Genomic DNA, 19,205 nt, shown 5'->3' on the forward strand with positions numbered 1-19,205 from the left:
GAGTGCTGGGATAACGCCCCGATGGAGCGTTTCTTTGTGCTGGGATAACGCCCCGATGGAGCGTTTCTTTGGGAGCCTTAAATCAGAGTGGGTGCCAGAAGATGGCTACAACTCTGAGCATGAAGCCCGCATAGACGTGCAACGCTACGTGATGCGTTACAACAACGTCAGGCTCCATAGCTACAACGGCTATCGTTCACCGGTAGCTATGGAAAAACTGGCGGCATGAAAACCGTAACTGGTGTCCAAAATTAGTTGACCAGTTCAGGCTCGCTCCTACAGTTTGGTGTTCAGAGGGGTCTAGACCTCAATCAAATGCTTGAGCGGGTTGTAACTGCTTTTCAGGGTGGCCGCGACGTCGAGGATCGCCTTCTCGATGCCATTCAAATGCATGCAGGTCAGTTCGATGGCCGCGCTCTGGTTGCCCGCTTCGATGTACTCGATCAGCCGCCGGTGTTCGTCGTCGCGGCAGGCCTCGTGGCTGTCGTCATCCAGTGCGGCGGCATACAGCGACGCCCGGGAAATCAGCTTCTGGAACCAGTCGAGCAACACCGGGTTGTTCAGGCTGCGGGCCAGCTTGATGTGGAACTCGCCGAGCAGGTGAATCAGCCGTTCGTGATCACCGCTCTGATGCGCTTCATCTTCCAGCAGCAAATGATCGCGCAGGTCCTGGGTCACCGCCGTATCGCGACGACGGCACAGTTCGCTGACGATACCGATCTCGATCAGACGCCGGGTTTCGAACAACGAGCGGATCTCTTCGTCACTCGGCAACGACACCGACGCACCTTTATTGGGCTCGGTGGTGACCAGTCCATCGGCTTCCAGTTGCTTGAGCGCGGCCCGAACGGACGTGCGGCTGACATTGAATAGCTCGGCCAGTGAGGCTTCGCCGAGTTTCATGCCCGGACGCAACGAGCGTTTGCTGATCGCCTCGTAAACCCCTTGGTAGACGCGGTCGACCGTGGTTTCCAGTTTCTTTTCCGTCATTCATCAACTCCTCGCGCCCTGCGCAACCAACCCTGGCGACTGAACAGCCTTTGAAAAAGGGGCTTGCACGGGCAGATTAATCCGGGTATTTCTAAATTGCATCCATATTTTGCATACAATAATTAGAGGAATGCACCATAATGGGTCATCCAATAGCAATCGAAGTGCGAAACGTCTCAAAGCGATATTCCGACGATCCGGGGCTGGCGCCAGCCCTGGACAACGTCTCGGTCGACATTGCCGACAACGAATTCTTCACCCTGCTCGGCCCCTCTGGCTGTGGCAAAACCACCCTGCTGCGCACCATTGCCGGTTTCGAGCATGTCAGCGACGGAGAGATCCGCCTCGCGGGYGAGCCGGTCAACGATTTGCCGCCGTTCAAGCGTCGGGTCAACACCGTGTTCCAGAGTTACGCGCTGTTTCCGCACATGAGTGTTGCGCAGAATATCGCCTTCGGCCTCGAGATGCAGGGCCTTGATCGCAAACTGATCCCCCAGCGGGTCAATGAGATGCTCGCACTGGTTCAAATGGAGCACCTGGCCAAGCGCAAACCGGCCGAACTATCCGGCGGGCAACAGCAACGGGTGGCTCTGGCCCGGGCCCTGGCACCGAAACCCAAAGTGCTTTTGCTGGATGAACCGCTGTCGGCCCTGGACCTCAAGCTGCGCAAGGAAATGCAGGTCGAACTCAAGCGTGTGCAGAAAGAAGCCGGGATCACCTTCATTTTCGTCACCCATGATCAGGAAGAAGCGCTGACCCTGTCCGATCGCATCGCCGTGATGTCCGCCGGCAAGATCCTGCAGATCGGCACGCCCAACGAGATCTACGAACGGCCGCAGCATCAGTTCGTCGCGCAATTCATCGGCGACATCAACTTCCTCCCCGGCCACCTCAAACGCGGCCAGCAGAACGAAAAGCTTTTTGTGCCCAACGGCATGCCAGTGGAAATCCCCTGCCCGGCCCAGGGCTTCGACGGTAGCAAGGTGCAACTGGCGTTTCGCCCCGAACGTTCGCAACTGGTCGAGCCGACGCAGCCCCATCACCTGCGCGGCGTGATCGAAGCCGTGCTGTATGTCGGCACGGCCACGCTCTACCAATGCCGCCTGAACAACGACATCAAGGTCATGCTGCGCGAGAACAACGAAGGCCTGAACCACGGCCGGGTGGTGGGTGATCGCGTCGCGGTCAACCTGCCGCCCCATGCCTGCCTGTTGATGGAGGCCTGAGATGAGCGTCAGCAGCACTTCTCCAGCCCTCAACCGTGCGCTGCTGCTCAGCCCGGTGGTCCTGACCCTGCTGGCCCTGATCGCCATTCCGCTGGGCATCATGGGCTACATCAGCCTGTTGCCACGCAACGTCTATGGTGGCGTCGACTGGCAGGCCAACTGGCAATTGCAAAGTTACGTTCAGCTGTTTTTCCAGGAAGGTTTCGACGGTGAACTGGAACTGAACTGGGTCTACGCCCAGGCACTGATCCGCTCGGTGTTCCAGGCCGGTGGCACTACGGTCCTGTGTTTCCTGTTCGGCTTCCCGGTGGCACTGTGGATGTCGAGCCTGACGCCCCGTCGACGCAACCTGATGGTGTTGCTGATCACCATCCCGTTCTGGACCAACCTGCTGATCCGCAACTATGCGTGGCTGATCATCCTGCGCGAACACGGCTGGGTCGCCCAGAGCCTCAACGCGCTGTTGCCGCAAGCCGGGGGCATCACCCTGCTCTACAACGACTTCGCGGTCAGCGTCGGCCTGGTCTACAGCTTCCTGCCGTTCATGATCCTGCCGATCTACTCGACCCTGGAAAAACTCGACTGGCGCCTGGTGGAGGCAGCCTATGACCTGGGTGCCAACCGCTGGCATGCGTTGCGCCGGATCATCCTGCCGCTGTCGATGCCGGGGGTGATCGCCGGGGCCTTGCTGGTGTTCGTACCGAGCCTGGGTGCCTTCATTACCCCGGCAATCCTCGGTGGCGGCAAGACGCTGATGATCGGCAACCTGATCCAGCAACAATTCGGCACCGCGCGCAACTGGCCGCTGGGCAGTTCGCTGTCGTTCCTGTTGCTGGGGATCATGTTGCTGTCCCTGGTGCTCTACGCCCTCTATAGCCGCAATGCCGCCAAAACCCAACGCCCAGGAGCCCGAACATGATCGCCCTGCACCTGAAGAAACTGCCCCTGACCCGCGAAGTCAGCCTGTTGATGCTGGCCTATCTGTACCTGCCGATTTTCGTGCTGATCGCCTACAGCTTCAACGCCAACCGCTCGGCGACGGTGTGGACCGAGTTCTCGTTCGCCTGGTACGGACGGATCCTGGCCAACCCGTCGATCCAGACCGCGGCGCTGAACTCGATCATCGTCGCCAGCATCGCCACGGTCTGTGCCACAGCCATTGCATTGCTCGCGGCATTGGCAACTTATCGGCCGTTCTACGGGCAGAAAATGGTCGAGGGCGGAATCAACCTGCCACTGATCCTGCCGGAGATCGTCACCGCCGTCGCCACCCTGCTGCTGTTCATGGCGCTGGGGATCAAGCTCGGTTTGCTGACGGTGATCGTCGCCCACATCGGCTTCTGCATTCCCTTCGCTTACCTGCCAATCCGTGCGCGGCTCAACGACCTGGACAAGAGCCTGCTGGAAGCGGCGAACGACCTGTACGCCAACCCCTGGCAGGTGTTTCGTCGGGTGACCTTGCCGCTGCTGTGGCCGGCGGTGCTGTCCGGTTCGGTGCTGGCGTTCGTGGTCAGCCTCGACGATTTCATCATGACTTTCTTCGTCGCAGGTCCCGGTTCGACCACCTTGCCGGTGTACATCTTCTCGGCCATCAAGGCCGGCGTGACGCCGGAGATCAACGCGATCTCGACCCTGATGCTGGTGATATCCATCGTGCTGGTGGTGCTGGCCTTCTGGCTGGGACAGCGCGGCAAACAACAATAAGCCTGGAGCGTTAACAATGATCCTGAAAAGCATGCGTTACGGCGTCGCCGGTCTGGCCCTCAGTTGCTTCACCGTTTTCACCGCCCAGGCCGCCGAGCCCAAGGAACTGTTCTTCTACAACTGGACCGACTACTACCCGGTCGAGTTGCTGGCCAAGTTCGAAAAGGAGACCGGGATCAAGGTCACCATGGACGGCTACGACAGCAACGAAACCCTGCTGGCCAAGTTGCAGGCCGGTGGCGCGGCCTATGACGTGATCGTGCCGTCGCAATCGATCATGCGCACCTTGATCAACCAGGACCTGTTGCTGGAAATCAACGCCTCGGCCCTGCCCAACTTCCAGTACGTAAAACCGGCGTTCCGCGACCCGGGCTTCGACCCGGGGCGCAAGTTCTCGGCGCCGTACCTGTGGGGCACCACCGGGTTTTCCTATGACAGCGCCCGGGTGCCCGGCGGCAAGCTCGACGACTCGTGGAAAGAGTTCTTCGAACCGCGCAAGGAATTGCAAGGCCAGCTCGCGGCCCTCGACACCTCCAGCAGCGTGATCAACGCCGCCAGCCACTACCTGAATGTCGACGAATGCAGCGAGAACCCCCAGGACGCCAAGCGCATCCTCGAACTGCTGCAAAAACAGAAACCCTTCCTGAAGATGTACAGCTCGGACAACACCGTCGACCGCATGGCCTCCGGTGAAGTGATCATGATGCAGAACTGGAACGGTTCTACAGCGCGGGCCACCTTGCAGAAGAGCACCATCAAGTATGTGTATCCGAAGGAAGGCCTGGCGATGTTCCAGGACAACTTCGCGGTACCGAAAAGCGCGCCACACCCCGGCAACGCGAAAATCTTCATCGACTGGATGATGAAACCGGAAAACGCCGCCGCCGTGTCCAACGCCATCGCCTACGCCAATGGCATCCAGAGCGACAAGCTGATCGACGCCAAGTGGCGGGTCATGGACGCCATCAACATGCCCGACGAATTCGCCTCGCGCCTGCGCCCGGAAAAGGAATGCAGCAACAAGGCGCGGGAACTGCAGGACCGCATTTGGGCCAAGCTCAAGGGTTGATTGCCTGACTTGAAACCGAGTCGCGGCCATCGCGAGCAGGCTCGCTCCTACAGGGATTTTGTGACCGCCGAAGATCCACTGTAGGAGCGAGCCTGCTCGCGATGAGGCCCTCTCACACAACACTGAATTTGAGGTTTGTATGACCCAACCCCGCTGGCTGCGCAATGTGCGCCCCTACGGCGCCCCCGCCGAAGACCTGCTGATCGAAAACGGTCGCTTCAGCCAACGCCGCCCGGCCTCGACCACCGAGCTGCTGGTCACCGACATCGACGGCCAGAACCAACTGCTCACCCCCGCCCTGGTGGAAAGCCACGTGCACCTGGACAAGACCCTCTGGGGCCAACCCTGGCGCCCCAACAGCGCTGGCCCGACCCTCAAGGACTACATCACCAACGAACGGCGCATCCTGCGCGAAGTCACAACACCGATTGCGCAACGAGCCGGTGCCCTGCTGGAAAACTGCATCGCCCGTGGCTCGCTGACCATGCGTTGCCACGTCGACATCGACCCGGAATTCGGCCTGCGCCATGTCGAGGCCATGCAGCAACTGCGCGAAAACTACCGCGACCTGATCGACCTGCAACTGGTGGTGTTCCCGCAGACCGGCCTGATCAGTCGCCCCGGCACCGCCGAACTGATGCGCGAAGCCATGGCCCTGGGCGTGGAGAACGTCGGCGGCCTGGACCCGTGCGGCATCGACAACGACCCTGTCGCGCAACTGGATTTCGTGTTCAAACTGGCCAGCGAGTTCGACCGTGGCGTCGACATTCACCTGCACGACAAGGGTGAGCTGGGCCTGTGGCAGATCGCCCTGATCGCCGACTACACAGAGCGCTACGGCCGCCAGGGCCGGGTGATGATCAGCCACGCGTATTGCCTGGGGATGTTGCCGTGGAGCCAGGTCAAACCGATGGCCGAGCGCCTGGCGACGCTGGGTATTTCGCTGATGAGTTCGGCCCCGGCCGATTGTGCGGTGCCACCGTTCCTGGCCTTGCGCGAAACCGGGGTGAATCTGTGCCTGGGCTCGGACGGCATTCGTGATGCCTGGTCGCCCATGGGCAACGGCGACATGCTCGAGCGTGCAATGCTGCTGGCGTTTCGTTTCGACCTGAGCAAGGACGAAGAACTGGCGGCGGCGTTCGCGGCGGCAACCGTCAACGGCGCCCAGGCGCTGGGGTGCGAAGCCAACCGCCTGGAAATCGGCCAACTGGCGGACTTCCTGCTGATGCCGGTGCAAACGCTGGGCGAAGCCGTGGTTTCGCGGCCATTGCGTCAGGTCTATCGTGCGGGTCGATTGATTGCTGCAGGCGGCCGTTTGCTGGACAGCCGTCTGTGAAGCGCATCGGTTTGCGGGCCAGTTGCGTGGTCGGCTTCGACGGCACGCAGCATGTGCTTTGGCGCGACGGCGAAGTGGTGTTCGCAGGCTCACGCATCGAGTTTGTCGGGCGCGGTTATCCGGGGCCGGTAGATCAGTGGGTTGATTACGGTAATGCGCTGATCGGCCCCGGCTTCATCGATCTGGATGCCCTCGGCGATCTCGACTCCACCGTGTTGACCCTGGACAACGGCGACGAGCGCGCCATGGGCCGGATGTGGTCGGCGGAGTATCTGGCGCGTGGATCGCGGGAAAGTTACAGCCCCGAAGAAGAAGTCTTCAAATACCGCTACGCCTTCACGCAACTGATCCGCAACGGCATCACCACGGCCATGCCGATCACCTCGATGTATTACCGCGAGTGGGCCGAGACCTATGACGAGCTTGCGGCGGTGGCCGCAGTGACGGCCGAGTTGGGGCTGCGTACTTACCTCGGTCCCTGCTACATGAGTGGCATGAGTTACTGGCGCACCGATGGAGCCCTGGCGCACCACTGGGACGAAGTCCGGGGCATGGCCGGCCTCGATGCCGCCGAACGGTTTTTCCAGGATTTCGATGGCGCGCACAACGGCCTGACTCGCGGCGCGCTGCTGCCCGATCGTATCCAGACCTGCACGCCGGCGCTGCTGCAGCGCACCGCTGCGCTGAGTCGGGAGCTGAACGCACCGATGCGCTTGCACTGCTGCCAGGGCCTCGGTGAAGTGGCAATGGTCGAGCAACTGCGCGGCACCTCGCCACTGGGCTGGTTGCAGCAGCTTGGGCTGTTGAACCCGCGCAGCCTGCTGCCCCACGGTATCTACACCCGAGGCGATGACGACCTGCAACTGGTGATCGATGGCGGCGCGAGCCTGGTGCATTGCCCGGTGGTGTTTGCCCGGGACGGCGAGGCACTGAATTCGTTTGGCCGCTATCGGGCCAAGGGCATCAACTTCGCCCTGGGCACCGACACCTGGCCGGCGGACTTGCTGGACAACATGCGCCAGGGCTTGAACATCGCCCGCCTTATGGAGGGCGGTAACGACCTGACCAGCACGCTGGACCTGTACAACGCCGCGACCCTCGGCGGCGCCAAGGCGTTGGGCCGCGACGATCTCGGTCGGCTGGCGCCGGGGTGCAAGGCCGACATCACCGTGTTCAACCTGCGCGGCATGCACTTGGGGCCACTATTCGATCCGCTGAAAAACCTTGTGCTGGCCGGACGTGGCGACGACTGCATCGCCAGCTATATCGACGGCCGCTGCGTGATGCACGACGGCCAGGTCGAGGGCATCGACTTCCCCGCCCTGCAACGCCAGGCCCAACGCCAATTCGAAAAACTGATGCGCAGCCACAGCGACCGGGCCTTTGGCCAGCCGGACTGGAAAAGCCTGTTCCAGCCAGCCATCCCGTTCGCCGACAACTACAGCGCACATTCGCCACTGAGCGCGATTGATCCACTTCTCTAGAGATTTCTGCCCATGCAAAGCTTCGACTTCAGCCAATTGAGCCCGCGGGACAAATACAAAATTCTGATCGGCAGCGTCGTGCCGCGGCCGATCGCCCTGGTCACCACCGTCGACGGCGAAGGCCGGATCAATGCGGCGCCGTTCAGCTTTTTCAATGCGCTGTCGGCCGATCCGCCCATCCTCGCCCTGGGCGTGGAAAACTACGGCGACCAAAGCCCCAAGGACACCACCCGCAACATTCAGCTCAACCAGGAATTCACCGTGAACATCGTCAGCGATGCCCTGGTGGAAGCCATGAACGTCTGCGCCGTGCCCTTCGCCCCCGGCTTCGACGAATTGACCGCTGCCGGCCTCACTGCCATCCCCGGCACCACGGTCAAATGCCCGCGCATCGGCGAAGCCCCGGTGGCGCTGGAGTGCCGACGGATGATGGCGCTGTCCATCGGCCAATCCCGGGAGATCATTTTTGGTGAAGTGCTGATGGCCCATGTGCGTGACGAACTGATCGACCCGAAAACCCTGTACATCGATCAACTGGGGCTGGATGCGATCGGACGCATGGGCGGGCATGGCTATGCGCGCACGCGGGATTACTTCGACTTGCCGACGCGGTCGTTGCAGGCCTGGACGGATGCGCCGGGGGGTGGGGAGCGGTTTTGGCCGCTGGCCAAGTAGCACGCAATGACACAACCCTGTAGGAGCGAGCYTGCTCGCGATGGTGGATAACGATAACGCGGGCTTTCTGATTGAACGCGGCGCTCTCAAGTCCATCGCGAGCAAGCTCGCTCCTACAGGGGGAATGTATGTGTCAGTGAAAATCCCGGCTGCGCACGCTGATCCCATCCAGCAACGCACTCAGATCACTCAACCGCCCGGCAATCAGATGCCGCACCTCGCCCTCTTTCTCCCAACGCCCATCGACCTTGAGCAATTGCGAGCCGACCAACACCTGGCGCTGCCGCTCGGCCAGGTCACGCCAGACCACCACATTGACGTTGCCGAACTCATCTTCAAGGGTGACGAACGTCACGCCGCTGGCGGTGGCCGGGCGTTGTCGGCCGGTGACCAGCCCGGCAACGCTGACTGGCCGACCGTGCTCGACGTCCAGCAACTCCTTCGAACTGCGGCAGCGCCGCGCCTTCAACTCAGCGCGTAACAGGGCCAACGGATGCGGCCCCAGGGTGGTGCCGACACTGGCGTAATCGGCTTGCAGGTCCTCGCCCACGGTGGGCTTGGGCAACGTCACCACGTCCTCCTCCTGGCTCGGCAGGCCGGCAAACAAACCCAGCTGCTTTTGTACCCCGGCCACTTCCCAGCGCGCCCGATGCCGGTCACCGGCCAGCCCGCGCAGCGCACCGGCATCGGCCAGTTGCTCCTGGGCGCGGGCATCGAGTCGCGCCCGTTCGCCCAGGTCGGCGATGTCGGCAAACGCGCCTTTGGAGCGGGCCGCCTCGATGCGTCGGGCATCGTCCTCGCGAAAGCCCTTGATCATGCGCAGGCCCAGGCGAATCGCCGGTTGCGCAGCGCTGATCGGTTCCAGGCTGCAATCCCAATCGCTGGCGCGCACGTCCACCGGACGAACCTGCAAATGATGACGCCGAACATCCTGCAGAATCTGGTCCGGGCTGTAGAACCCCATTGGCCAGCTGTTGATCAGCGCACAGGCGAAGGCCGCCGGCTCGTGGCATTTCAACCAGCAACTGGCGTAAGTCAGTAAAGCAAAACTGGCCGCGTGGGACTCGGGAAAACCGTAGCTGCCAAAGCCCTTGATCTGCTCGAAGATCTGCGCGGCGAACTCGGCGGTGTAGCCGTTTTTCTTCATCCCGGCGGCCAGCCTTTCCTTGTGCGGTTCGAGCCCGCCGTGGCGTTTCCACGCGGCCATGGAGCGACGTAGCTGGTCGGCCTCGCCGGGGCTGTAGTCGGCGGCGACGATGGCGATCTGCATGACCTGTTCCTGAAACAGCGGCACACCGAGGGTGCGCTTGAGCACCACTTCCAGTTCCGGCGACGGATAGGCCTCCGGTTCTTCCTTGTTCCGTCGCCGCAGGTACGGATGCACCATGCCGCCCTGGATCGGCCCCGGCCGAACGATGGCGACCTCGATCACCAGATCGTAAAACGTCTTCGGCCTGAGCCTGGGCAGCATCGACATCTGCGCCCGGGACTCGATCTGGAACACGCCGATGGTGTCGGCCCGACCGATCATTTCGTAGGTGGCCGCATCTTCGGACGGGATGGTCGCCAGACTCAAGTCCAGGCCCCGGTGCCGGCGCAGCAGATCGAAACATCGGCGAATCGCACTGAGCATGCCCAGCGCCAGGATATCGACCTTGAGCAAACCGACCGCATCGAGGTCATCCTTGTCCCACTGGATGATGGTGCGCTCGGCCATGGCGGCATTTTCCACCGGCACCAGACTGTCCAGCGGCTGCTCGGAAATCACGAAACCGCCAGGGTGCTGGGACAAATGCCGGGGGAAGCCGATCAATTGCCCTGTCAGGCTCAGCACCCGGTGCAGCATCGGGCTCTCGGGGTCGAACCCGCCCTCGCGCAGACGCTCCACGGGTGGTGTCTCATCGCTCCAGTGACCGCAGCAATCGGCCAGGGCGTTGATCTGGTCCGGCGGCAAGCCCAAGGCCTTGGCCACATCACGCACCGCGCCGGCCGCATGGTAAGTGCTGACTACCGCCGTCAGCGCGGCGCGGGCCCGGCCATAACGCTGGAACACGTACTGCAAGACTTCTTCGCGGCGTTCATGCTCGAAATCGACGTCGATGTCCGGCGGCTCGTTGCGTTCTTTGGACAGAAAGCGCTCGAACAGCAACGTGGTGCGATCCGGATCGATTTCAGTGATCCCCAGGGCGAAGCACACTGCCGAGTTGGCGGCAGAACCACGACCCTGACAAAGAATCTGTTGCTGGCGGGCGAAGCGGACGATGTCGTGGACCGTCAGAAAATAGCTTTCATAGCCCAGCTCCGCGATCAGTTGCAGCTCCTTGTCGATCTGCACCAGCACTTCGCTTTTCGGCCCTTTTGGCCAGCGCCACTCGATGCCCTCCTCGGTCAAATGACGCAGCCACGAGGTGGCCGAGTGCCCTTGCGGCACCAGTTCGCGGGGGTACTGGTAACGCAACTGGCCCAGATCAAAGGTGCAGCGCCGGGCGATGTTCAGCGTTTCTGCCAGCGAGGCTGGCGGATAAAGTGCCTGCAGCACGTCGAGGCTGCGCAAATGGCGTTCGCCGTTGGGATGCAGGCGCAACCCGGCATCGGCCACCGGCAGGTGATGGCGGATCGCGGTCATGGTGTCCTGCAAGGCGCGCCGGCCGCGCACGTGCATGTGCACATCGCCGCAAGCGACCGCAGGAATACACAACTCCCTGGCCAGGGTCAGCAGATCGTCCAGGCGCCGGGCATCGTCCTGACCGCGATGCAACTGCACGGCCAGCCACAGGCACTCGGCGAAGACCTGCCTGAGCCAGTGGCCCTGTGCAAAGGCATCGACAGCGTCCGGCACCCACAACGCCAACAGCCCCGGCAAGGGTTCGCTGAAGTCCTCGCGCAGCACCTGATACTGGCCTTTCTGCGTGCGACGCCGGGCGCGGGTAATCAATCGGCACAGCCCCTGATAGCCCTCGAGGCTCTCCACCAGCAGCACCAGTTTCGGACCGTTCTCGATGCGTATTTCACTGCCGACGATCAGCGGCAACTCCACGGACTTCGCTGCTTGCCAGGCCCGAACGATGCCCGCCAGGGTGCATTCGTCGGTGATCGCCAGGGCTTGATAACCCTGCTTTTTCGCGCGCTGGAACAGCTCCAGGGCACTGGAGGCACCGCGCTGGAAGCTGAAGTTCGACAGGCAGTGCAATTCGGCATAGTCGATGCTCATGCGAACCAGCCCTGCAACCACAGCGGGCCGTCCTCACCGACCGCCCGGTAGGCCCAGCCCTGTTGGCCGGCACGGGTTTCGATCAGGTAATAGTCACGGCGCACGTCGTCGCCGTCCCACCAGCCGGACTCGATACGCTCCGGCCCCATGAGGATGCGCGCCGAGCCCTGATGCACGGCCAGCGGCTCAGTCAGCAGCCATCCCGGCCGTTTCACCGCGGCCGGCACCGTGCAAGGCTGGCTGTCGGCACTGGCCTGCCACGCACACTCGGGGCGGTGGTCGGCCTGGAAGCCCAGGCCATGCACCGCGTCATCCCCCAGCCGCGCACGCAGGCGTTCGCGCAGTTGCTCCCAGGGCAAGGACTGCTGCGGACGGTCGTCGAACAGTTCCTGATGCTGGGGCACGAAGGTCGGCAAATCCTCGGCGCGCAGGCGAAAGCCGCGCACCGGCGCCTCGACCTGGACTTGCTCCAGCCGCCCCCGGGCCAGCTCGAAGAGCATCGCCGGATCGCGCTCGGCGCTGAGCAGGCCAACCTTGATGAGTGTGTCCGGCAACCCGGCGTGTTCCAGATGCAGGTCGAAACGCTGTACGCCGCTGTCGCGACCGCAGAGGAACGCCGACAGGTCGCCGGTCAACCGGCGCAACGGAAACAGCAAGGCTTGATGGGACTGCACATCGAAATTGAGCTCGATACGCACATCGAAGCGGTCCGGCGGCAGGTAAAACGTCAGGGCCAGCCGCCGCGAACCGAACAGGGCATCCAGATGCTTGAGCACCTGGGCCTCGAAACGCCGGGCCAGGCTATGCCGGGGCAACGCCTGCACCTGGCTCAAGGTGCGCAAGCCCATGCGCGACAAGGCCGTGGCGACCGAGGCTTCGAGGCCGATCCGGTCGACGGGCATTTGCCCCAGGTGATGCTGCAAGGCTTGATCGTCCGGGACCACCAGACCGTCATAGGCGTTGGCCAGCACCCGCGCCGCCACCGGGTTGGGCGCGGCCACGATGCGGTGCCGAAACCCCAGTTCGCCGAGCTCACGGCGCAGAAGCGCTTCGAATTGCGGCCAGGCGCCGAACAGGCCGAGGCTGGATTCGATCTCGAACACCACGGCCCGGGGGTAATGCACGCTGACCTGGGAACTGAAGCGATAGGCCCAGGCGGCGAGAAACTGCTGCCAGTGTTCGATTTCAGCGGCGTCGTATTCAGCCGTGACAAAGCCTTTGCTCAAGGCCTGTGCCGCGCCCATGGACTGGCCGGGACGCAAACCCAGCGCCCGCGCCGCACCGTTGACGGCCTGCAGCACCCGGCGCTGGGCCGGGCCAGTCAGCAACGCCAGGGGTTCATCGGGATCGGCGCGCTGACGCAGTACCGCGTCCAGCGCCAATTGCGGGAAAACAATGCAGACCCAGCGCATGGCAACCTCAATGCCCCACGGCGAAGGCAATCGGCGCCGAACGGGCCAGGCCGCCGCGGCACTTGAGCACGCGCAGTTGTGCCGGTCGGGCATCGATGGCAATGCGCAAGGCCGCCGGCGAAGGGTTGATCGCTTCACCGAGGGGACGATAGGCGAAGGCCAGGGTCTGGCCGGTTTCCGCCGCCACCTGCAAGCGGCGCAAGGCGCGGTCATCAGCCTTGTGCGGCCAGCACAGCACCGCGCCGCAACTGCCCGAGCGCAGACATTGTTCCGCGGCCCACAGCGCATCGCGCTCGCTGGCCTGGATGATCGACAACTGACGCAGATCGACCCCGGCGCCCTGCCACGCCTGGGGGTACGGCACACAAGGCGGCGCCACCAGCACGATGCGCTCGCCCGCCGCCGACAGCCGTGCCAGCGTCGGCCACACCAGTTGCAGCTCGCCCACGCCCTGCCCGGCCAACAGGATCTCCGTCAGCGCCGCCTCCGGCCAGCCACCGCTGGGCAATGCGGCGTCCAGCGCGGCATGCCCGGTGGGTTGCGGGCTGGCAGCCGGTGGCGCAGGCCGGCCCTTCCAGACCTGGCCGCCATTGAACAGCGTATCCAGCGCAACGACGGCACCCATCAGCCTTGCCTCACCAGGCCACAGAACACACCCTCGATGGCCAGGTCCCGGTCGGCCTCGACAATGATCGGCTGGTAGGCCGGGTTGCGTGGCAGCAAGCGAACCACATCGCCGACCCGTTCGAAGCGCTTGATGGTGACTTCGCCGTCGAGCCGCGCCACGACGATCTGGCCATTAACGGCCTCGGGGCTGCGGTGCACACCAACCAGGTCGCCGTCGAGAATGCCGTCCTCGATCATCGAATCACCGCGCACCCGCAACATGTAGTCCGGCACCCGCGAGAAGATCGACGGATCGAGCAGCAAGCGGCTATGGATTTGCGCATCGACACCAATCGGCGCACCGGCCGCGACCCGACCGAGCACCGGGATGTCCAGCAACTCGGGACGCGGCAGCTGCCCGAGCAAGCGAATGCCCCGGGCCTGATTCGGGTTGACCTCGATAAACCCGGCTTCGGTCAGCGCCAGCACATGCTTGCGCGCCACGCTGCGGGAGGCGAAACCGAACGCCTCGCTGATCTCGGCGAGGCTCGGAGGCTGACCGTGCTCGGCGATGCGATCGCGGATAAAGGTCAGGATGGCGGTACGGCGGGGAGTCAGAGTCGTCATGGAGTACATTTGTACTCTTTTGGCTTTTTCCTGGCAAGGACCATGTAGGAGCAGCCGGTCGACGCTCGACTGCTCGCGATAAGGCCAGCACAGTCAACATCGATATTGAATGTCAGTCCGCTATCGCGAGCAGGCTCGCTCCTACAGGGTTGAGTTGTGCCAGGTAGGCCCACGGATAAATCCCCCGCTCATGCCCATCGCTGAAGACCAGTTGCAAACCATACCCCTGCGAGTGCAATTCGATCACCTGAACCCGCTCATCCACCATCGGCGCCATCCCCCGCAACCGAAACGCCCGGCACTGCGAGCACGGGCACTGGCGGCGCAATTCGGCGTGTTCGAACACTTGCTCGCGACCATCCGGCCAGTTCAGTCTCAATTGCTGTTTGCTGCGGGAATTGCCAATCGCCATTGGGTTCATTGCAGTTGGCTCAAGGCAATGCGCACGGCCTTGCGCACTTCAGGGTCGCCGTCGTCTTGTGCGTCCTGCAATGCCGCAATGGCCCCTGGGTCGTTCAATTCGCCGAGGGCCAACGCGGCTTCCTTGCGCAGGTTGCTGATGCGGTGGCCGAGGGTGTCGATCAGTGCTTCGAGCGCCGGTACAAAACGCAAGCGACCGAGGCTGCGGGTGGCGCGCAGACGCACTTGCCAGTAATCGTCGCCCAGGGCGTCGATCAGGGCCGGGCCGGCGTCGGGGTGGCCGACCTTGCCCAGGGTGGTGGCGGCTTCTTCGCGGACTTGCCAGGCAGCGTCCCGCAAGGCCTGGCGCAGGGCCGGCAGCACCTGCGTGTCAGACGCCAGGCCCAAGGCCCCGGTGGCGGCACGCCGAACTTCAGTGTCCGGGTCAGCGCTGGCCAGCCGCGCCAGTGCCGGCAAGGCATCAAGCTGCTTGAGCCAGCCGAGCACGCCCACCGCCTCGCGGCGCACGCTGGCGCTTTCATCAATCAGTGCCCGGGCCGCCGCATCGGCGGCATCGGGGCAACGCAACTCGCGCAACGCCCTGAACGCGGCGGTGCGTACGCCGCTGTCGGCGTGCCCGGTCCACGGCAGAATGACCCGGCCCGCCGCTTCACTCTTGAGCAGGCTGAGGCTTTGCGCAGCGGCCGCCTGCACCGCCGGGGATGGATCCGTCAGGGCCTGGCACAACGCCTCGACCACGGGCGCGTCCTCCCAGGCCTCCAGCAGGCGCGCGGCTTCGGCGCGAACGTCTGCAATCGGGTCTTCGACCAGTCGATTGATTAACCACTGCAGGCCGTCCGGCTCCTCGAGATCGGCCAGTTCGATCAGCGCGATCCGGCGTACACCGGCATCCTCGTCGGTCAGGCGTGGTTGCAGGGCAAGAATGTCGTCGTTATCGGTTACATCGAATAGTGAGGTCATAGGGCAAATCGCGGCAGTTTGTTTTCAGGGGGAAGTCCGAGCGGGTTCAGGCGCGGCAGTTGCCGACCGTCTTCGTGCCGCAGGAGTTCGAGGCAATGGCGCTTGAGGTGCGAGAATTCAGGGCGGGTTACCAGTTCGGTGCTGCGCGGCCTGGGGAAGTCCAGGCGCAGGTCTTCGATGATTCGGCCGGGGCGCGAGCTCATGACCAGCAGGCGATCTGCGAGGAACAGCGCTTCGTCGATGTCATGGGTGACAAACACCACTGTGGTGCGGATGCGCGTCCAGATGTCCAGCAGCAGTTCCTGCATGTTCAACCGGGTCAGGGCATCGAGGGCACCGAAGGGTTCGTCCATCAGCAACAGGCGCGGACGGTTGACCAGCACCCGGGCAATTTCCACCCGTTGCTGCATGCCGCCGGAGAGTTGATCGGGCCAGCGCTCGGCAAAACCTTCGAGGCCCACCAGGGCGAGGATTTCATCCGCCGCCTTGTGCCGTTCGGCCTTGTCGATGCCTTGCATTTTCAAGCCGAACGCCACGTTGTCGCGCACCGTGCGCCACGGAAACAGGGTGTGCTGCTGGAACACCATGCCGCGCTGAGGCGATGGGCCCGACACCGCTGCGCCATCGACATCCAGCGTACCGGTGCGCGGTTGCAGGTGGCCGGCCAGGGCGCCGAGCAAGGTCGATTTTCCGCAACCGGATGGCCCGAGAATGCACACGAACTGCCCAGGCTCGATCTGGCAATCGAGGCCCTGCACTGCTTCGAAAGCCTCGAGCCCCTCGCCCAGGCTGATTGACAGCCCGCGAATATCGATACGCCCTTGCAGGTGTTGAAAAACACTCATCAGGCTTTTCCTCGTGGTCGATGCCAGGGCGTGAGCAGTCCGCCCAGACGCTTGATCAACAGGCTGCTGCCCATCCCGAGCACGCCGATCAGCAACATGCCGACCACGATGTCGGCGTAGTTCTGGATGGTGTAGGACTCCCAGGTGTAGTAGCCGATGCCGAATTGGCCGGAGATCATTTCCGCCGTCACCAGACAGAACCACGAAGTGCCCATGCCGATGGCCAGGCCGGTGATGATGCTGGGCGCAGCCCCCGGAAGAACGACCTCCAGCAGGATGGCCCGGCGCCCTGCCCCCAGGCTTTTCGCCGAGGCGATCAGCCGTGGGTCGACGCCTTCGACACCGTGCACGGTGTTGAGCAGGATCGGGAACAGTGCGCCGGTGAAGGTGATGAACACCATCGACAGTTCCGAGGAGGGAAACATCAGGATCGCCAGGGGAATCCAAGCCACGGCCGGGATCGGGCGCAGCACTTCCAGGGGTGGCAGCAACAGATCTTCGGCCCATTTCGAGCGGCCGATGGCCAGGCCCAGAGCCACGCCGATGATCAGCGCCGCGAGGTAACCGGCGAACACCCGGCCGAGGCTGCTGCCCAGGTGCTGCGCGAGCTTGCCGGAGTCGCCGAGGCCTAGGGCGGCTTCAATGACCGCCAGAGGTGTCGGGACGTTGGCGAAGGTCACCAGACCGAGGTTCCAGTGGTGGCTGGCGGCGAGTTGCCAGAATACGAGACAGAGCAGCAAGGATGCGGCTCTGGGAATCCAGCGTGAATATGATCGGTACACAATTTTTCCTCTCAACCCGAGAATCCTGTGGGAGCGAGCTTGCTCGCGATGAGGTCATCACATTCAACCTCGATGTTGAATGTCAGTCCGCTATCGCGAGCAAGCTCGCTCCCACAGGGACTGTGGTGTTTCGACGATTAGCGAACAGCCACAGCCTGGGCAGTGGCATCAGTGAAGTCGAAGACCTTGCCGCCCTTCGCCGTGGCGAACTGTTGGGCCTGGCCTTTGAGCAGGAACGCACTCAGTTGTCCTTTCCCATCGGTGGCAAACCACGCCTGATCCGCCAGCAACTTGATCCCGCTGTCGCTGGCCTGGGCGTACACCGCGCGGATGTTCTTGCCTTCCTGCTTGAGGCTGGCCAGCGCGGCAAACGCCGCTTGCGCCGAGGCGTACTGGCGGACTTTCGGCTCACCGCGCACCCAGATTTCCGCCACGTGACTGAAGTCGGTGATGGCTTGGCCGCTGGCGGCATCAACGGACTTGAGCGGTGTCGGCTGGTAATTCGCAAGCTGCGCGCTGTAGTCCAGGTTCGAGGCCTTGAAGGCGGCGCGGATGTACTGGTCGTCGATGAAGGTGTTGAGATCCAGACCGCGATCGGCCTTCTTCAACAACTTGAGGGTATCGATGGCGGTGCCCACGGCCTGACGGTATTCCGGCTTCCAGCTCAGGTCGCGGGTCTGCACACCGAGGGGGCCATGGAACAGGTAATTGACCTCGGCATCGACCCCGGTGACCTTGGCGATCAACTCGCTGTATTTCTCCGGCTCAGCCACCAGCAGCTGGTTGGCTTCGATACTCGCCCGCAGGTAAGCGACGACGATTTCCGGGTATTTTTTCGCATAGGCCTGATCGACCAGCGCGCCGTGGAAGGTCGGCGCGCTGGCCTGGGAACCGTCATAAATCTTGCGGGCGAAACCCCGGCTGGGGAACAGTTCGGCGAAGGGCACAAAGTCGGCGTGAGCATCGATCTTGCCGGCCTGCAACGCGGAGCCGGCGACTTCCGGCGGCTGGGCGATGATGTTCACGTCCTTGAGCGGGTCCCAGCCCTGGGCCGCCACGGCGCGCAGCAGCATGCCATGGGCGGTGGAAGCGAACGGCACGGAAATGGTCTTGCCCTTGAGCTCTGCCAGCGACTGCACGCCCGATGCGCTTGGCACCACGATGCCGTTACCGCTGCCCTTGATGCTGCCCGACAGCACGCTGATGAACAGGCTGTGCTTGCCCGCCGTTTCGAACGCCACGCCGTTGAACGCGCCGGGGAAATCGGCCATGGCGCCGAAGTCGAGTTTGCCGGCCACCATTTCGTTGGTCAGGGGGGCGCCGCTGGTGAAGTTTTTCCACTGCACCTCGTATTGGGCGTCTTTGTAGGGGCCATCGTGGGGCAGGTATTTGTCCAGCAGGCCCAACTCACGAATCAACAGGCCGCCAGCGGCGCAATTGATGGTGGTGTCCTGGGTGCCGATGGCAATGCGGATGGTTTCGGCCGAGGCCGACAGGGTGAATGAAGCCAGTACCAGACCGGCCAGAGCTGCACGCAACATCATGAGTGTTTCCCCTCGAATCATTTATTGGATGTTCGTCTCCGCCACGATCAGGGCGTGGTGGGAAACGAGGGGTGTCTTGAATCAGGCGTCCGGTGGTGCCGGATGGCGTTTTGGGTTGTTCGGGCTGGCCTCATCGCGAGCAAGCTCGCTCCCACAGGTTTTTCTGGTGTATGCAGGACTTGCGTCTGCCCTCGATCCCCCAGTTTTTTTGGTGTACACAAGATTTGCCACTGGCCTCGATCCCCTGTGGGAGCGAGCTTGCTCGCGATGGCGTTCTTGCAGTCAATGGAGATGTCGCCTGTGCTGGCTTCATC

Annotated in this window: 18 protein-coding genes; 8 read left to right on the plus strand and 10 right to left on the minus strand. The window is 63.2% G+C overall.

Annotated features, from left to right (window positions below; genetic code table 11):
* A partial coding sequence (locus AC1DRN_RS20190) for an integrase core domain-containing protein (protein WP_477786783.1) occupies positions 1–229 on the plus strand: 229 nt, incomplete at its 5' end.
* Positions 230–300: 71 nt separating this feature from the next.
* On the opposite strand, the gene AC1DRN_RS20195 is transcribed toward AC1DRN_RS20190, so the two are convergent.
* The gene (locus AC1DRN_RS20195; RefSeq protein WP_477786784.1) at positions 301–990 is read right to left on the minus strand and encodes a GntR family transcriptional regulator; all 690 of its coding nucleotides are present in this window, start codon (positions 988–990) and stop codon (positions 301–303) included.
* A 140-nt stretch (positions 991–1,130) separates the two neighbouring features.
* Between AC1DRN_RS20195 and AC1DRN_RS20200 the strand changes: the two genes are divergently transcribed.
* The 7 genes from AC1DRN_RS20200 (at position 1,131) to AC1DRN_RS20230 (ending at position 8,484) form a co-directional block, all read left to right on the plus strand.
* On the plus strand, positions 1,131–2,216 hold the full coding sequence (locus tag AC1DRN_RS20200) for an ABC transporter ATP-binding protein (protein ID WP_223462849.1): 1,086 nt from the start codon (positions 1,131–1,133) through the stop codon (positions 2,214–2,216).
* A gap of 1 nt (position 2,217) precedes the next feature.
* Positions 2,218–3,135: an ABC transporter permease gene (locus tag AC1DRN_RS20205; RefSeq protein ID WP_457266262.1), complete on the plus strand. Its 918-nt coding sequence runs from the start codon at positions 2,218–2,220 to the stop codon at positions 3,133–3,135.
* Complete coding sequence (locus AC1DRN_RS20210) at positions 3,132–3,920, plus strand: ABC transporter permease (protein ID WP_007995935.1); 789 nt, start codon at positions 3,132–3,134, stop codon at positions 3,918–3,920. The genes AC1DRN_RS20205 and AC1DRN_RS20210 overlap by 4 nt, the downstream gene beginning before the upstream one ends.
* A gap of 16 nt (positions 3,921–3,936) precedes the next feature.
* Positions 3,937–4,989 carry an extracellular solute-binding protein gene (locus tag AC1DRN_RS20215; protein ID WP_457266263.1) on the plus strand — a complete coding sequence of 351 codons (1,053 nt, stop codon included), beginning with the start codon at positions 3,937–3,939 and terminating at the stop codon, positions 4,987–4,989.
* 139 nt (positions 4,990–5,128) lie between these two features.
* The gene (locus AC1DRN_RS20220) at positions 5,129–6,325 is read left to right on the plus strand and encodes an amidohydrolase family protein (protein ID WP_223462846.1); all 1,197 of its coding nucleotides are present in this window, start codon (positions 5,129–5,131) and stop codon (positions 6,323–6,325) included.
* A complete protein-coding gene (locus tag AC1DRN_RS20225; protein WP_457266264.1) occupies positions 6,322–7,809 on the plus strand; it encodes an amidohydrolase family protein in 1,488 nt (495 codons plus the stop codon). The genes AC1DRN_RS20220 and AC1DRN_RS20225 overlap by 4 nt, the downstream gene beginning before the upstream one ends.
* A 12-nt stretch (positions 7,810–7,821) precedes the next feature.
* Complete coding sequence (locus AC1DRN_RS20230) at positions 7,822–8,484, plus strand: flavin reductase family protein (RefSeq protein WP_150673375.1); 663 nt, start codon at positions 7,822–7,824, stop codon at positions 8,482–8,484.
* Positions 8,485–8,617: 133 nt separating this feature from the next.
* Here AC1DRN_RS20230 and AC1DRN_RS20235 read toward each other — a convergent pair whose 3' ends face one another.
* The 9 genes from AC1DRN_RS20235 to AC1DRN_RS20275 form a co-directional block, all read right to left on the minus strand.
* Positions 8,618–11,716 (minus strand): error-prone DNA polymerase, encoded by a 3,099-nt coding sequence (locus AC1DRN_RS20235; protein WP_457266265.1) that lies wholly within the window; start codon positions 11,714–11,716, stop codon positions 8,618–8,620.
* Positions 11,692–13,107, minus strand: a complete 1,416-nt coding sequence (locus AC1DRN_RS20240) for a Y-family DNA polymerase (protein WP_457266266.1) — start codon at positions 13,105–13,107, stop codon at positions 11,692–11,694. Before AC1DRN_RS20240 ends, AC1DRN_RS20235 begins: the two co-directional genes overlap by 25 nt.
* 7 nt (positions 13,108–13,114) lie before the next feature.
* Positions 13,115–13,732 carry a translesion DNA synthesis-associated protein ImuA gene (gene imuA / locus AC1DRN_RS20245; RefSeq protein WP_223462842.1) on the minus strand — a complete coding sequence of 206 codons (618 nt, stop codon included), beginning with the start codon at positions 13,730–13,732 and terminating at the stop codon, positions 13,115–13,117.
* Complete coding sequence (lexA, locus tag AC1DRN_RS20250; RefSeq protein ID WP_223462841.1) at positions 13,732–14,349, minus strand: transcriptional repressor LexA; 618 nt, start codon at positions 14,347–14,349, stop codon at positions 13,732–13,734. The genes imuA and lexA overlap by 1 nt, the downstream gene beginning before the upstream one ends.
* Positions 14,350–14,452: 103 nt before the next feature.
* Complete coding sequence (locus tag AC1DRN_RS20255; RefSeq protein ID WP_223462840.1) at positions 14,453–14,761, minus strand: DUF971 domain-containing protein; 309 nt, start codon at positions 14,759–14,761, stop codon at positions 14,453–14,455.
* Entirely contained in the window at positions 14,758–15,720 is a 963-nt protein-coding gene (locus AC1DRN_RS20260; protein ID WP_223462839.1) for a HEAT repeat domain-containing protein, read from the minus strand. The genes AC1DRN_RS20255 and AC1DRN_RS20260 overlap by 4 nt, the downstream gene beginning before the upstream one ends.
* Positions 15,717–16,565 carry an ABC transporter ATP-binding protein gene (locus AC1DRN_RS20265; RefSeq protein WP_223462838.1) on the minus strand — a complete coding sequence of 283 codons (849 nt, stop codon included), beginning with the start codon at positions 16,563–16,565 and terminating at the stop codon, positions 15,717–15,719. Before AC1DRN_RS20265 ends, AC1DRN_RS20260 begins: the two co-directional genes overlap by 4 nt.
* A complete protein-coding gene (locus AC1DRN_RS20270; RefSeq protein WP_223462837.1) occupies positions 16,565–17,347 on the minus strand; it encodes an ABC transporter permease in 783 nt (260 codons plus the stop codon). Before AC1DRN_RS20270 ends, AC1DRN_RS20265 begins: the two co-directional genes overlap by 1 nt.
* Before the next feature lie 137 nt (positions 17,348–17,484).
* Positions 17,485–18,891, minus strand: a complete 1,407-nt coding sequence (locus AC1DRN_RS20275; RefSeq protein WP_223462836.1) for an ABC transporter substrate-binding protein — start codon at positions 18,889–18,891, stop codon at positions 17,485–17,487.
* Positions 18,892–19,205: the final 314 nt, after the last annotated feature.

The organism is Pseudomonas sp. P5_B3 (genome assembly GCF_056400405.1).

Coding starts and splice junctions, on each gene's coding strand:
- AC1DRN_RS20220 (WP_223462846.1), top strand. CDS start 5,129: ATGACCCAACCCCGCTGGCTGCGCAATGTGCGCCCCTACGGCGCCCCC.
- AC1DRN_RS20260 (WP_223462839.1), bottom strand. CDS start 15,720: ATGACCTCACTATTCGATGTAACCGATAACGACGACATTCTTGCCCTG.
- AC1DRN_RS20230 (WP_150673375.1), top strand. CDS start 7,822: ATGCAAAGCTTCGACTTCAGCCAATTGAGCCCGCGGGACAAATACAAA.
- AC1DRN_RS20215 (WP_457266263.1), top strand. CDS start 3,937: ATGATCCTGAAAAGCATGCGTTACGGCGTCGCCGGTCTGGCCCTCAGT.
- AC1DRN_RS20210 (WP_007995935.1), top strand. CDS start 3,132: ATGATCGCCCTGCACCTGAAGAAACTGCCCCTGACCCGCGAAGTCAGC.
- lexA (WP_223462841.1), bottom strand. CDS start 14,349: ATGTACTCCATGACGACTCTGACTCCCCGCCGTACCGCCATCCTGACC.
- imuA (WP_223462842.1), bottom strand. CDS start 13,732: ATGGGTGCCGTCGTTGCGCTGGATACGCTGTTCAATGGCGGCCAGGTC.
- AC1DRN_RS20195 (WP_477786784.1), bottom strand. CDS start 990: ATGACGGAAAAGAAACTGGAAACCACGGTCGACCGCGTCTACCAAGGG.
- AC1DRN_RS20255 (WP_223462840.1), bottom strand. CDS start 14,761: ATGAACCCAATGGCGATTGGCAATTCCCGCAGCAAACAGCAATTGAGA.
- AC1DRN_RS20205 (WP_457266262.1), top strand. CDS start 2,218: ATGAGCGTCAGCAGCACTTCTCCAGCCCTCAACCGTGCGCTGCTGCTC.
- AC1DRN_RS20265 (WP_223462838.1), bottom strand. CDS start 16,565: ATGAGTGTTTTTCAACACCTGCAAGGGCGTATCGATATTCGCGGGCTG.
- AC1DRN_RS20275 (WP_223462836.1), bottom strand. CDS start 18,891: ATGATGTTGCGTGCAGCTCTGGCCGGTCTGGTACTGGCTTCATTCACC.
- AC1DRN_RS20240 (WP_457266266.1), bottom strand. CDS start 13,107: ATGCGCTGGGTCTGCATTGTTTTCCCGCAATTGGCGCTGGACGCGGTA.